We start from the raw sequence: 14,377 nt of genomic DNA, 5'->3' as shown, positions 1-14,377 counted from the left end.
TAATCGCACTGCTTACTTCCACGCTGATGGCTAATCTTTACGTGGGTGAGATTCGCACTCACTGGTTCTTACGCACTTATCTTGGCGCACCATAAAATTACCTAATTTTAAATCTCATCAAATACAAAGGAATTTAAAATTATATTATTCTTTTTTTAAAGACAAAAAATATAAAAAATTAATCTCATAATTCTAATTAAAATTTATTTTCTAAATGAATACGGTGGGCTGAAGGAATGCTTTTTTCTTCTAATGGTCTTTGTGGGACATAACCATCTAAAGGAGAAGGTTCTGCCCAAGGCTCAGATGTTAATTGCTCTAAAATAACACTATCACCATCTCTTGCAATCACATGATTTGGAGATAAAGGAATTTTTCCAGTCGGGGTATCAAGTACGTATTGTGGATTGGCAAAACCTGTTGTGGATCCTCTCAATCCTCTCATAATATCTAATCCTTTTTCTAAAGGAATACGAAGATGTTCTGTGCCATCTACAATTTGAGGATGATAAATATAATAAGGACGCACACGTATTTTTACAAGACCTCTAACAAGATCTCTCATTTTATCGACATCATCATTTACATTTTTTAAAAATACAGATTGATTTCCTACAGGAATTCCTCTTTTTAATAATGCATCTATAGCAGAAGCCGCTTCAGGAGTTAATTCTTGGACTGAATTAAAATGCGTATTAATCCAGATAGGATGATATTTAGCTAGCATATCAGCAAATTCTTCGGTAATTCTATAAGGCAATGAAACAGGGGTTCGAGTCCCAAATCGAATAATTTCGACATGCGGTATTTCTCTTAATTTTTTTAATAAATTTTCAATACTAGAGTCGTGAGCTATAAAAGGATCACCTCCCGTAATTAAAACATCTCTAATATTTTTATTTGAGGCGATATATTCTAAACCTTTTTCAATAATACGAGGATTAAAATGCAATCCTTCTTCACCGTCTCTTCTTTTTCTAAAACAATATCTACAATAAACAGGACACAACTGAGCAACACACCAAGCAATACGATCTTTATAAACATGAACAACTTCTTTAACAGGAGAGTTATTCACTTCCTTTAAAGGATCAGCAACACCATATTTATCTTTTAACTCTTCCATTCTTGGCATTAATTGAATCCTAACAGGATCAAGTGAATCATTAAAATCAATTAACGAAATAGAATAAGGACTAATGCCAGCATGAAATTGTTTTTTTAATTCTTCAAAAGCTTGTTCTTCATTTTCAGAAATTTTTAAAATAGAAGCGAGATCATTTGCAGATTGAACTTGAAATTTCATTTGCCAACGCCAATTAACAAAAGTTTCTTCAGAAACTCCAAACAATTGGGCGCCTACTTTTGTAATACTTTTTTTATTAGTAGCTGTTCTAAAATGAAGTTCATTAGGTGCAATGAAAGGCATACTTATTTTCTTTCTCAAAGATCTTTTAATTAAACCCAATAATTACTTAATTTATCAAGCTAAACGAAAAACTCAAATTAAGGGGCTTCTCCTTTTTAACACTTCCATCTTGTACACGATTGCTGAACCTTGTAAACACTTATTGAAGCTCATTGAGAGTCATTTAAGCACTTTTTATTGGAATCTAATTCATGTCAAAAAAATCAAAAGCAATTCGATTTCTTCTTTATCGATATCTTGTAACTCCTTGGGCGAGTAAATCTAAAAGAAATGCCTCATCAATTGGAGTTTTATTACCTGTTTTAGGAGTTGCTATTGGCGTCTTTGCATTTACCGTAGTTCTCAGTGTAATGGGCGGATTTACAACAGATATTAAAACTCATTTACTCAATTTACAAGCACACATTGAAATTATATCAAAAGATAAAGGCAAACAAATACCAGAGTCATCCGAATTAATGGAAAAAATAAAATCATTTTCAGATGAAATACTTTCTATTTCACCGTATCAAAGCGGAGATATTATTTTACAAGCAGGTAATAAGGGAGTTTTAGCGCGACTAGAAGGCATAGAACCAGAATTAGCTGAAAACACGCTTAATATTCAAAAATTTCTATCTAATGATATTAGTTTAAGCGTTTTAAAAAAGAAAATACCTGCAGATAATATTATCAACTCTGATCTTTTTCCTACAGTAATTATTGGTCAAGACTTAATGTTAAACTTAGGATTAAATATTGGAGATAGTTTAACACTAGTTTCCACTATTCCTGATGACGGACCTGGTGGCATTGCCCCAACTCAATTCCCAGTTGTTATTGCAGGAACGATTAACTCAGGAAGTTTTGCTTATAATCAAAAAGTCGTCTTAAGTTCTTTAAAAATTGCGAATCAATTTTTTCAAACAGAAAATAATTGGTCAGGATTACAATTAAAGCTGAAGAAACCTTTAGAAGTAGAAGTTTTTTCTAAAAAACTCGATAAATTAATAAACCCTCTTGGATTTAGAGCAAAACCTTGGACCGAGTCAAATAGCGCTCTTTTAAAAACTCTTACCCTAGAAAGATGGGGAATGAGTTTTGTTATGATGATGATTATTCTTGTTGGGTGCTTTAGTATTTCTATTTCACTTCTTCTTTCAATTAGAAGAAAATCTAGTGAAATGGCAATTTTAAGAAGCATGGGCTTTGAGCAATTAGATCTTAGTAAACTATTTCTTTGGCAAGGATTTTTAATTGGATTAACAGGAGTCATTATTGGATTTATTTTAGGGGGAATTTGTCTTTACTTTATTCATAATTATCAAATTCCTTTTATAACTAGTTCTTATTCATCAAAACCATTGCCAATTTTAATTAATAAATTCGATCTTATTTTTATTTCATTTGGAAGTGTATTTCTGGCAATGCTTGCTGCTGTTTGGCCAGCTATTGAAGTAAAAAACTTAGATATAATTGAAATATTATCTGTAAGAAATTAAAATAAACTGGAGAAATTGTGCTTGCTGTCAAAGTAGAAAATCTAAAAAAAATATATAACTTTGGTGAACAAAATTTAAATGCATTAAATGATGTTTCATTTCAAGTTAAAAAAGGAGAAATAGTTGCTATTGTTGGAGAAAGCGGCTCTGGTAAAAGCACATTATTGCATATACTTGGTACTTTAGATTCACCAACTTCTGGAAATATTTTAATTGATGGAAAAAATCCATTTGACAAAAATGATAAAAATGTAAGTTCTTTTCGAAATCTGCATATTGGATTTATATTTCAACATAATAATTTACTCCCAGAATTTAATGCTCTTGAAAATATTATTATGCCTGGTCTTATTGCTGGATTTTCTGAAAAAAAAGTAAGGACAAAAGCAGAAGTTTTACTTGAAAGTGTTGGATTAACTAAAAGGAAAAACCACTTTCCAAGCCAGTTGAGTGGTGGTGAACAGCAAAGAGTAGCCATAGCTAGAGCTCTTATTAACGATCCCGTCCTTATATTAGCTGATGAACCCTCTGGCAATTTAGATTCTAAAAATGCAATGATAATCCATGAAGTATTCAAAGAAATAAACAATAAGTTTGGCTCAACTGTTTTAATAGTGACACATAATACTGAGTTTGCAGATGCTCTCCCAAGAAGAATCCGTTTAAGAGATGGAATGATAATTTCAGATGATCTGAACAACTCATAAAACTGTAACTTTCTATCAATTTATTTCCAGAGGAGACACAAAATTTGCAAAATCACCTTAGATAGTGAATAGTGCAGCTTTGTTGATCACTTTTCTGGCCTTGTTCATGCGAGTAACTTTGAAATGCCTGGTTTAAAAAAATACAATTTTCTTAATCATAAAACTTTATACAGTTTAACAACAATTGCCTTGTTGATTTCTGGAAATGCTTATTCTCAAGCACCATTGCAATATCCTTCTCAATGGGAGCAGACTTCTGTTTCTAAAATAACGATAGTTGGAAATAAAACAGTAACAAATGAAGCTATTTTAAATTTAATGGCGATTAAAGTTGGAACAAAACTAACTCAATCCTTAGTTTCAAATGATATTAAAAGTATTTTTGGTAGTAGTTATTTTCAAGATGTAAAAATAGATAAAACCTCGGATAATGAATTGATCATTTCTGTTGTTGAAAAACCTACAGTAAACGACATATTTTATGAAGGATTTGAAATAGTTTCTGCTTCTTCAATAAAAGATAAAATTTTAACAAAAAAATACACTATAGTTGACGAAAAAAAACTTTCCCAAGATTTAAGATCTATAGAACAAGCATATACCGAAAAAGGTTATTATCTTTCAAAACCAACTTATACTCTTGAACAAACAGAACAAGGCTCTGTAAATATTGTTTTTCAAGTTAAAGAAAATAGACCTATTCAAATTAGAAAAGTAGACCTATTAGGTAATGAATATTTTAGTGACTCTGAATTACAATCCTTTATGGCGACAAAACCGTTTTCATGGATGTCAATATTATCTTCATCGGGTTTATATAAAGACAAATTTATTGCTGCAGATCAACAAAACATTACTTATTATTATAGAGAAAATGGTTATGCAGAAGCGACTGTTGCTTCCCCTCTTTCAAGACTCGAAAAAAATAAAAGAGATATTGGGGTCTCTTTTTTCATAGAAGAAGGCGAAAGATTTAATATTGGAAAAATAACTATTAGTGGTGATCTTATTGATTCAGAAAATGAATTAAAGGAACAGTTATTATTAAAAGAAAATGAAATTTATCGCATTTCTAAATTTAATTATGACATGAAAGCACTTAAAGTTATTTATGGTGATAAAGGGTATGCTTTTGCATATATTTATCCTACATTTAACATTGACAGAGTTAAAAAACTTTATGACATAAATTACAATGTCACCAAAGGTGAAAAAGCATATTTTAGAAAAATTACGGTTGAAGGAAATGTAAAAACAAGAGATAACGTAATAAGACGTGCTCTTCGTGTTTCTGAAGGACAACTATTTAACTCTACAAAATTAGATAAAAGTAAAGTAAACACGGAAAGACTTGGCTTCTTTGAAACAGTGCAAATTATTCAAAAGCCCGATCAAGCAAATAATGCTATGGATCTTAAAGTTATCATAAAAGAAAAGCCAACTGGTAAAATTTCGGCCTCACTTGGCGCTTCTCCCGATGTTTCTGGATCAGGTGTTACCTTTTTTGGACAAGGACAATATCAAGAACCTAACTTGCTGGGCAAAGCATATAATATAGGCTTAACTGGACAAATAAGCCCTAATCAACAAGACACTTCAAAATTTAACTACTCTATTGGTGTTAACTTTGGAAATCCAAGTATTTTTGACAGCCCTTGGAGTTATGGACTTGGAGCGAATTATTCACATAATGTATCTTCATTAACCTCTAGTTCGGCAATTAATAAAGTATATATAACTCAAGTTGTTAAATCAGCAAGTGTCAATGTTGGGCGTGAAATTATTGAAAACCTAAGATTTAATTTAGGCTATTCTATTTCAGATACAAGTACAGATCCGAGTGTTCCTTTAACCGCTAAATTTAGTGCTTCTGGTACTACTGAAAAATTTATTCAAAACTTAACCTATGATGCCACAGATAACTATATTAATCCGACATCAGGTTTATATTTATCAGCAACAAATTCTATTGCATTTAAGGGCTACTGGGGACAATACACTTTTGGTACGAGTTCTGCACTCTTATCAGGATATATTCCAGTAAATTATAGTGAAAATTTTAAAACAAATTTTAGACTCGCTTTCCAACCAAGATTTGTATATCAAATTAAAGATGATCAGCCTGTACCTATTTGGGAAAGATTATCTTTAGGTAACTCGTATTTTATGAAAGGTTATTCAAATGCGGGCGAAAGTATTACCACAACAATTCCTGTTACGGTGTCTCCTGTTACGGGCCAAACTGTAAATTTAAATTTTGGTGGTAATAGAAGCTATTATTCCACTATTGAATATTTTCTTCCAGTTATACCTCAAGCAGGTCTTCGTTTTGTGACTTTTGCAGAAGCCGGAACTGTGCTTGATGACTATGATTCCTTCAGTGCTGATAAAATCAAATATGACATTGGATTTGGATTTAGATGGACAACACCAATTGCCCCATTTAGATTTGAATGGGCATTTCCAATTGATAAAAATGGCCAAATGGGTCAAGCGCATTTTATTTTCTCAATTGGATCTGACAGTTTCAGCAATAATATGTAATATTTAAGAGTTTAGAATAAATCATATTGGAGGATTTCTCATTATGTCATCAAAAATAAAAAAAATAACATTCCTTGCTTCAGCTTCATTATTTTTATCTAGTTTTTCTTCAGAAATAGTTTCTGCTTCCGATGCGAGAGCACAAACTCTCAATTCATCTAAGTTAAAAATTTGTGTTGTTAATGTACAAACAGCAATTTTACAAACAAATGAAGGAAAAGCAGCAAAATCTAAAATTGAAAAAGAAGCTGAAAAAGATCGTCAAGATATTCTTGCAAAACAAAATCAACTTAAAAAAATGGAAGAGGATTTCCAATCTCAGCAATCCATTTTATCCGATTCTGATAAAATGGCTAAACAAAAAGAGTTTCAAATAAAGTTACAAGACTATCAAAAATCACAAATGAGTTTTGAGCAAAAAACACGTAGTAAAGAACTTGCTGCCACTCAAGAAATATACCAAAAAATAACATCTATTGTTAAAGAAACAAGAAAAAAAGAAGAATGCTCCATGGCATTTGATAGTGGCGCAGGTGTTTTATTAGACGCAGATGATGTCAAAGATATCACAAGCAAAATTGTTGAAAAATATAACTCTGTTTATAAAACAACAGACAATACCACTGATAGTAAAAAAGAAAACAAGAAAAAAGGTTAATCTTATGACTTCTATTTCTATTCGTGAAATCATTTCTCAAGTAACATGCGAAGCTATTCCACATAATGAAGAGTTAAAATTTATAGGTGTTTTACCCTTAAACTACGCAACAAAAGATCATATTTCATTTTTAATTAATGATAAGTATTATGATGAGACATTGACATCAAACGCAGGAGCAATTATTTGCTCTAAAAAATCTGCTGAAACCTTATTAGGAAAAACCAAAAGTGTTTTACTGGTAAGTGATAATCCTCATGCTACTCTTGCAAAAGTATCTCAATTTTTCTTCAAGCCTAAACATCCCTTTTCTGGTATTTCTGAGCATGCCATAATTGATGTAACTGCAGAAATTCATCCAAGTGCAACCATATTTCCTTTTGTATTTATTGGCCCAGGTGCTAAAATTGGCACAAACTCAACTATTTACTCAGGTTGTTTTATAGGTGCCGCAAGCATAATTGGTACAGACTGTCTTTTATATCCAAATGTAGTCATCCGCGAAGGTTGTAATGTAGGAGATCGTTGTATTTTTAATCCTGGCGCTGTCATTGGCGGTGATGGATTTGGTTTTGCTCCAACTGAAAAAGAAAATATTAAAATTCCACAAATTGGCGGTGTTCAAATAGCAAATGATGTTGAAATCGGAGCAAACGCTACAATTGATAGAGGAGCAATGGCAGACACTAAAATAGGTTATCAAACAAAAATTGATAATTTAGTAATGATTGCTCATAATGTTGTTGTTGGTGATTTTTGTTTTATTGCTGCACAAACAGGAATAGCGGGCTCTTCCATCGTAGGAAACCGCGTCATAATGGCTGGTCAAGTTGGAGTTGCTGGTCATTTAAAAATTGGAGATAAATCTATTTTAACAGCACAAAGTGGAATATCAAAAAATGTGCCTGCAGGAGAAACATGGGGAGGCTCTCCGGCTAGAACATATAAAGAACACGCAACAACAATTGCAACAATAAATAAAATTGTAAAACAAGCGAATAAAAAGAATAATTAATTTTAAGAGGAGATAGATTCATAATGGGTAGTATTTTTGATAAAATAATAATGAACACAGAAGAAATAAAAAAATGTTTACCTCATAGAGATCCTTTACTCCTTATTGATTCCGTTCACGACTTAAAACTTGGTGAAAGTATAATTACAAGCAAATTATTAACTAAAGATGACCCTGTATTTAGAGGACATTTTCCTGAAAATCCAGTTTATCCTGGTGTTTATTATATAGAAGGAATTGCTCAAACAGGCGCTATTTTAGCTTTTTTAACAAGAACTGAGAAGGGAATTACAGAAGAAAAATTAGGATTTTTATCTTCTGTCGATGAAGCTCGCTTTCGCCGCCCTGGATCACCTAATGATAAAATCCGCTATGAAGTAGCTATAGAAAAAATGCGCGGACCTTTTGTTTGGATGAAAGGAAAAGCATATATAAATGATGAAATTGCTGCTGAGTGCAAGCTTTCAATTGCTATAGCGCCTAAAAAAGGATTAAATAAATGACAAATTCTTCTGTTAATATTCACCCAACCGCAATTATTGAGCAGGGCGCAGAAATTGACACAGGCGTTACCATTGGGCCATATGCAATAATCGGCAAAAATGTTAAAATTGGTAAAAATACAAAAATTCATTCCCATGCTTTAATAACAGGTCATACTTATCTTGGAGAAGAAAACGAAATTTTTAGCTTTGCATCTATAGGAAATAAACCTCAAGATCTAAAGTATAAAAATGAACCAACTCTTCTTATAATTGGAAATAAAAATATCGTTCGTGAGTATGTTACTTTACAGCCTGGGACAGTTCAAGGCGGTGGAAAAACCACAATTGGAAATGAAAATTTATTTATGGCCTATTCACATGTCGCCCATGATTGTTCTGTCGGAAACCAAAATGTTTTTGCAAACGGAGTACAACTCGCTGGCCATGTCACAATACATAACATGACTGTTATAGGCGGCCTTTGCGCTGTTCATCAGTTTGTACATATAGGCGATATGGCAATGCTAGCTGGAGGATCCCTAACTGTAAAAGACATTCCTCCGTACTGTATGTCTGAAGGAGGTCGCGCCATATTAAGAGGCCTTAATATGGAAGGAATGCGTCGCAGAAATGTTTCAGTAGAAGCAAGAAATGCGGTTAAAACAGCATATAAAACTTTTTTTCTAAAAGGGCATCCAACAATTGAAGAAGCATTAAATTCAATTTCCCATTTAATGAATTTTCCTGAAGTTGAAAAATTTGCGAATTTTATAAAAAATTCAAAACGAGGTATTGCTCATCCAAACGTAACAGGGAAAGCAACTCCATCAGAAGAGTAACAAATGCAATCTAATTTAAACGGTGGAATTTGCATCATTGCTGGCGAAGCAAGTGGTGATGCTCAAGGAGCTCTTCTTGTTAAAGCTCTAAAAGAAGAATATAAAAATAAAAATGTGAATGAAAAGACATTTTGGGGTTCTTCTGGCCCACTTATGCGCAAAGAAGGCGTTGAAGACATCATTAGAGTAGAAGACTTAGCTGTCTTTGGTTTAGTAGAAATTATTTCACACTATCCTGTTATTTCAGCTTCCTATAAAAAAATATTAAATGAAATTAAAGTAAGAAAACCAGAAGCTGTTATCCTAATAGATTATCCTGGTTTTAATTTAAAATTATTACAAGATGTTTATTCTTTAGGTAACACAGTTATTTATCATATCCCTCCCAAAGCTTGGTCACATGGCAAAAGAAGAACAGAATTATTAAAAAATTATTGTCACCTTGTTACAAGCATTTTGCCATTTGAAACACAATTTTTTAAAGATAATGGAGTAAATACTTTTTTTGCTGGCAATCCCTTAAAAGATAATGTCGATGAATATTTATGTAAAAATAAAACAATTAAAGTGCCATTTAAAATTGGAATTTTACCGGGTAGTAGAAAAAGTGAAATTCAAAAACTATTGCCTATTTTAATTGAATCTTTTATTATGCTTGCTGAAAAAGAAACGAAAATAACAGGAGCGATTCCAATAGCTCAGACATTAGATCCACATTTTGTTAAAAATATTGCTTACAAAAGCGCATTAAATCTTGGTTACACAAAAGAATGGATTGATCAAAAAATTTCTTTTGGTATTGGAAATGCTTATGAAGTTATGTCAACTTCAAGTTATGCTTGGGTCTGTTCAGGAACAGCTACTCTTGAAACAGCTTTTTTTAACACACCAATGTGTGTTATTTACAAAGTATCTCCAATAACTGCCTATATTGCCAAAAAATTAATTTTTATTAAATATGTTTCTTTAGTTAATTTAACTGAAAATTCAGAAATTATTCCAGAGTATTTACAAGAAATGGCCAAACCTATAAATCTTGTAAATCATGCCTTAAAAGTTTTTCATGACAAAGATTATGAAAACAAAATGTTAATTAATTTTCAAAAAGTCCAAAATGTTTTTCCAAAAAATGCCGCTAAAAATGCAGCAACTGAAATAATAAAATGTATTGATAAATACAATGTCCCGAACTTAAATAAATTTAAGTATCACAGAGAAAATCGGACAGAAAAATGAAAAAGGACCATAAGGGATCATTTATAAAAATAGTTTGGAATTCTGGCAAAAAAGATATTTTCTTAGGTGTGCCTTGGCTTCCATTATATTCTTTATCTGAAATTACTTTAGCTTTATCTGCTACAAGTTTAATGAAATTACTTTTTTTTACAACACCACGTATTCCTGTATCAGATTTAATACCAGGTAATTTAAAAAACTATATTCAATTTAATCAAACATTAGACAGAAAAGACATTATATTTATAATTCCATTAATTATTATTGCTGCATCATTTGTTAAATTGATAAGCGGTTTTATGAGCAGCTATCTTACGGAAAGAGCTGGTCATAAAGTTGCTCATTCTTTAAGAGAAGAAATGTTAAAAGGATTTTTATCTTCTCCTGGTAACAAACTAGATCAAAAAAATCCTGATTTTATTGCAAATCAACTCATGCAAGATACAACTCTTTTGCAAGCAGCTATTAGCAAAGGAACCATAAGTGCTATTCGAGATACGCTGGTTTTGATTGGTATTATTATAACAATGCTATTAATATCGTGGCAAACATTTTTAATTGGATGCTGTATTTTTATTCCATTGGGTATTACTCTAAAAAAAGTAGCTCAAAAATTAAATTATTACACACGCGAAAGCCAAAAACATCAAATTGGAATATCGACTCGTTTGCTTTCTAGTCATAATGGTTTATTAACAATAAACGCCTTAAGAAGTCATGAAAGAGAAAAAATAGATTTCGAAGAAACGAATCTTAAAAATTATTTTATGATGAAAAAAAGTTTATTTGTTCGAACTTTTTTCACTCCAGGAATGGAATTTTTCGCAACATGCATGCTCGGATTCGTGTTTGCTTGGCGTATTAACTATATAGGTGAATTTGAAGCAAGCACATATTCTTCTATGTTAATTTTGCTTGCCTTTTCATTTAAATATATCAAAAATATTACAGGCTCTATTACTTTTTTCAGCGAAATACGCGTAGTTTTGCAAAGAGTTCAATCTTTTTTAGGTGATTTCTCTAATTCAAAACTTATAAAACCATCTCCTCTTCCTAGTTACGCAAAAGAAGCTATTATTGCAAATCAAGTAAGTTACGTTACTGAAAATGGAAAAGAAATATTAACAAATTGCTCTATCAGCATTCCAAAAGGATTAAAAATTGCTTTTGTTGGTGAAAGCGGGGCGGGAAAGACAACTTTTTTAAGAGCACTTGCTGGATTAATTATTCCAACTCAAGGTAATATATCTATTAATCCAGATTTTTTATTAACTTCACAGACCCCTTATATTTTTAGAGGAACTGTTAAAGAAAATATTATTTATGCAGAACAGTCTCTACCTGAACATATTGCAGAAGATAAAGCTAAAGATCTCATTATTGCTTTAATGCTTGCTTATTCAGAGTCTGGATCAAAACTTATTTTAGATAAAAATTTAGGTTTTCTTGGTGACGGTCTTTCTGGAGGGGAAAAGGCGCGAATCGCCCTTGCAAGAACTCTATATGCTGCACCAAAATTAATTTTATTAGATGAACCTACTGCTAATTTAGATGCACAATCTGCTGAGTTATTTTGGAAAGCGATTGAAAACTGGAAATCAAAAAACTCTGAGCATACCGTAGTAGCCGTTTCGCATGCCTTACATGAAGTAAAAGATTTTGATCTTTGTTTTATTTTTGAAAATGGAAAAATAGTTAAGCAAGGTAATCCAAAGGAGATTTTATCGCATGCCTGAATCAATAGGGCAAAAAATTCGAAATCAATTAGACTTACCATTTTATAAAAAAAACATTATTTTTTGGATTTTTTCACCATTATTGATAATAATTTCTATTTTAATTCATTTTATTTCAAAAAAAAGAAGAGAAATTTCTTATCCAAATAAAAGTATTCTCAATATTAAAGAAAATTTAAATATTGATTATTTCAATATTATTTGTGTAGGTAATATAATAATAGGTGGAACTGGAAAATCACCCGTAGTTCAAAAAATGGCACAAATTTTTTTAGCACAGGGATACATCGTTGCCATTGCCTCGCGTGGTATCGGACAAAATATTAAAAATATTTACGTAAACAATCTATCAAATACAAATGATATTAATAACCTTTCAGATGAAAACAGAGAACATTTCGAAATATTAAAGAAGCTCTCTAAAAAAGAAAGTATTTTTTATGTACTACAAAACAAAAGAAGATTATTTTCTCTCGAATTTCTAATAAATGAAATAAAAACTAAAAACACACTTCATAATTTAAAATGCGTCGTAATTCTAGATGATGGTCTTCAACATTTTGAATGCCCTAGAGATATAAATATATGCTTATGGTCAACGGATATTGTTCAAAATAGTCCCCACTTTTGTATGCCGATTGGCCCTTTTCGAGAAGGTTTTGGAAAAAAATCATTCCAAAATTTATTATTAAGTTTTAATTATAGATTTTGGTCAAGAACAAGTTTTATAAATATTGAAAACTACAAACAACAAATGAAAGATTGTTTAAATAAATTTAGTCTTGAATTAAGCAATAAAGATATTATTGTGACATATTTAAATTCTTATTTTATGCTAGATATTCAAGACAGTTCAATTAAAATCGGCAAAGAGGTAACTATACAAGATTTAAATCTATTTTTTAAATCACAAAAATCAATAGGATTTATTGCAGGAATCGCAAATCCAAATAAGTTATTCCTTGATTTAAAAAATACTTTTAAACTAAATAAATTAGACTCAATTTTTTTAGATGATCATGGAAAATTAACAAAAAAAGCAATTGATTTAATAAACACTTCAGACTCCATTATTTTTACATTAAAAGATTTTTTTAGATGGTGTCAACAACCTGTATTTTTAAATATGATAAAAAATAAAAATATAATATTATGCTCAATTGAAGTTTCATTTAGAGGTTTAGATAACGATGAAATTGATATAATAAAAAAAAATAACTTCTGATTAAAAGGCAAACTTAAAATGTTTAGACAAAATGTAGCTGCTCTTATAAAATTTAAAGATAAATATGTTGCGTGTTTTCGATCCGATCATAGCACTTGGCAAAATGTTCAAGGTGGAATAGAAGACTCAGATAAATCTCCTTTAAAAGCAATAATTAGAGAAACAAAAGAAGAACTAGGGCTTGAAGAAAATGCTTTTAAAATAATTTATCAATCAAAATACTGGCGACGTTATTTTTTTCCTAAAGAAATATTAAAAAAAGAAAGATTTAAAGGAAATATAGGGCAAGAACAATTATGGTTTTTAATTGAATTAAAAAATTTCAATTCAATTCATTTAGAAAAATCAGTTGGCGAGTTTCAAAAAGTGGATCTTTTTGAAATAGAGAGATTTTTAGAAACATATTCAAAATGGAAAAAACCTGGATTTTACGATTTTTGCAGAGAACTAGGACTGATTAAATATTGACATTCATATATTTAAAATTTTCTTAAGAAGATATAATTAAATTATTATTTTTTATTATATTATATCAAAAAAGGATTTTTTAAATGAAATTATGCTTATTTATTTTAAGCATATTATTATCAAAAATAGCATTTTGTTCATCTATTGATGAAATAAAAATAGTTACAGAAAACACTCCTCCTTATATTTATTTAAATTCTTCAGGAAAACCTAATGGATTATTAGCTGAAAGAGTAAATAAAATTTTAGATATTTTAAAACTAAAAAAAGAAATTCAAATTCTTCCTTGGGAATCTGCTTATAATAATGCCTTGAATAATAAAAATACATTGATATTTCCCCTAGCAAAAAACAAGGAAAGAGATAAGTTGTTTAAATATTGTGGGGTTATTATTAATGTAAGATCATATTTTTATAAATTAAAATCAAGAACTGACATGTGTCCTCCCAATAAGTGATTTTTACAAAGCATAAATCCAGAATTAAATCTCCTTTTGAGGAGGAGATTTAAATGGAGATGGAAAATAGAATTTTAAAATTGTCAGAACAAGTTG

Annotated in this window: 13 protein-coding genes; 12 read left to right on the top strand and 1 reads right to left on the bottom strand. The window is 30.6% G+C overall.

All coding sequences use genetic code 11. From position 1 onward, the window contains the following. Positions 1-196 precede the first annotated feature (196 nt). A complete protein-coding gene (locus tag ACIQ56_RS07770; RefSeq protein WP_397600502.1) occupies positions 197-1,429 on the bottom strand; it encodes a KamA family radical SAM protein in 1,233 nt (410 codons plus the stop codon). A 191-nt stretch (positions 1,430-1,620) separates the two neighbouring features. On the opposite strand from ACIQ56_RS07770, the gene ACIQ56_RS07765 reads away from it, so the two are divergent. The 12 genes from ACIQ56_RS07765 to ACIQ56_RS07710 all read left to right on the top strand — a co-directional run bounded on the left by ACIQ56_RS07765 (position 1,621) and on the right by ACIQ56_RS07710 (position 14,281). Then, entirely contained in the window at positions 1,621-2,910 is a 1,290-nt protein-coding gene (locus ACIQ56_RS07765; RefSeq protein ID WP_397600501.1) for an FtsX-like permease family protein, read from the top strand. A gap of 17 nt (positions 2,911-2,927) precedes the next feature. Beyond that, a complete protein-coding gene (locus ACIQ56_RS07760) occupies positions 2,928-3,617 on the top strand; it encodes an ABC transporter ATP-binding protein (RefSeq protein WP_397600500.1) in 690 nt (229 codons plus the stop codon). Positions 3,618-3,740: 123 nt separating this feature from the next. Further along, the gene (bamA, locus tag ACIQ56_RS07755; protein ID WP_397600499.1) at positions 3,741-6,161 is read left to right on the top strand and encodes an outer membrane protein assembly factor BamA; all 2,421 of its coding nucleotides are present in this window, start codon (positions 3,741-3,743) and stop codon (positions 6,159-6,161) included. 43 nt (positions 6,162-6,204) lie between these two features. Then, a complete protein-coding gene (locus tag ACIQ56_RS07750; RefSeq protein WP_397600498.1) occupies positions 6,205-6,819 on the top strand; it encodes an OmpH family outer membrane protein in 615 nt (204 codons plus the stop codon). A 4-nt stretch (positions 6,820-6,823) separates the two neighbouring features. Beyond that, a complete protein-coding gene (gene lpxD / locus ACIQ56_RS07745; protein WP_397600497.1) occupies positions 6,824-7,834 on the top strand; it encodes a UDP-3-O-(3-hydroxymyristoyl)glucosamine N-acyltransferase in 1,011 nt (336 codons plus the stop codon). A gap of 23 nt (positions 7,835-7,857) precedes the next feature. After that, the gene (gene fabZ / locus ACIQ56_RS07740) at positions 7,858-8,337 is read left to right on the top strand and encodes a 3-hydroxyacyl-ACP dehydratase FabZ (protein ID WP_397600496.1); all 480 of its coding nucleotides are present in this window, start codon (positions 7,858-7,860) and stop codon (positions 8,335-8,337) included. Further along, on the top strand, positions 8,334-9,158 hold the full coding sequence (lpxA, locus tag ACIQ56_RS07735; RefSeq protein WP_397600495.1) for an acyl-ACP--UDP-N-acetylglucosamine O-acyltransferase: 825 nt from the start codon (positions 8,334-8,336) through the stop codon (positions 9,156-9,158). Before fabZ ends, lpxA begins: the two co-directional genes overlap by 4 nt. A 3-nt stretch (positions 9,159-9,161) precedes the next feature. Beyond that, the gene (lpxB, locus tag ACIQ56_RS07730) at positions 9,162-10,394 is read left to right on the top strand and encodes a lipid-A-disaccharide synthase (protein WP_397600494.1); all 1,233 of its coding nucleotides are present in this window, start codon (positions 9,162-9,164) and stop codon (positions 10,392-10,394) included. Next, entirely contained in the window at positions 10,391-12,130 is a 1,740-nt protein-coding gene (locus ACIQ56_RS07725) for an ATP-binding cassette domain-containing protein (protein WP_397600493.1), read from the top strand. The genes lpxB and ACIQ56_RS07725 overlap by 4 nt, the downstream gene beginning before the upstream one ends. Further along, positions 12,123-13,355, top strand: coding sequence for a tetraacyldisaccharide 4'-kinase (locus ACIQ56_RS07720; RefSeq protein WP_397600492.1), 1,233 nt, complete (start codon positions 12,123-12,125; stop codon positions 13,353-13,355). The genes ACIQ56_RS07725 and ACIQ56_RS07720 overlap by 8 nt, the downstream gene beginning before the upstream one ends. A gap of 18 nt (positions 13,356-13,373) precedes the next feature. Beyond that, positions 13,374-13,823, top strand: a complete 450-nt coding sequence (locus ACIQ56_RS07715) for an NUDIX domain-containing protein (RefSeq protein WP_397600491.1) — start codon at positions 13,374-13,376, stop codon at positions 13,821-13,823. A gap of 83 nt (positions 13,824-13,906) precedes the next feature. After that, complete coding sequence (locus ACIQ56_RS07710) at positions 13,907-14,281, top strand: transporter substrate-binding domain-containing protein (RefSeq protein WP_397600490.1); 375 nt, start codon at positions 13,907-13,909, stop codon at positions 14,279-14,281. The last annotated feature ends 96 nt before the right edge of the window (positions 14,282-14,377 follow it).

Origin of the sequence: Silvanigrella sp., from assembly GCF_044369315.1 — a bacterium.
GTDB lineage: Bacteria > Bdellovibrionota_B > Oligoflexia > Silvanigrellales > Silvanigrellaceae > Silvanigrella.
The sequence above is the reverse complement of the archived record's forward strand: the minus strand, read 5'-3'. Positions and strand labels throughout refer to the sequence as shown.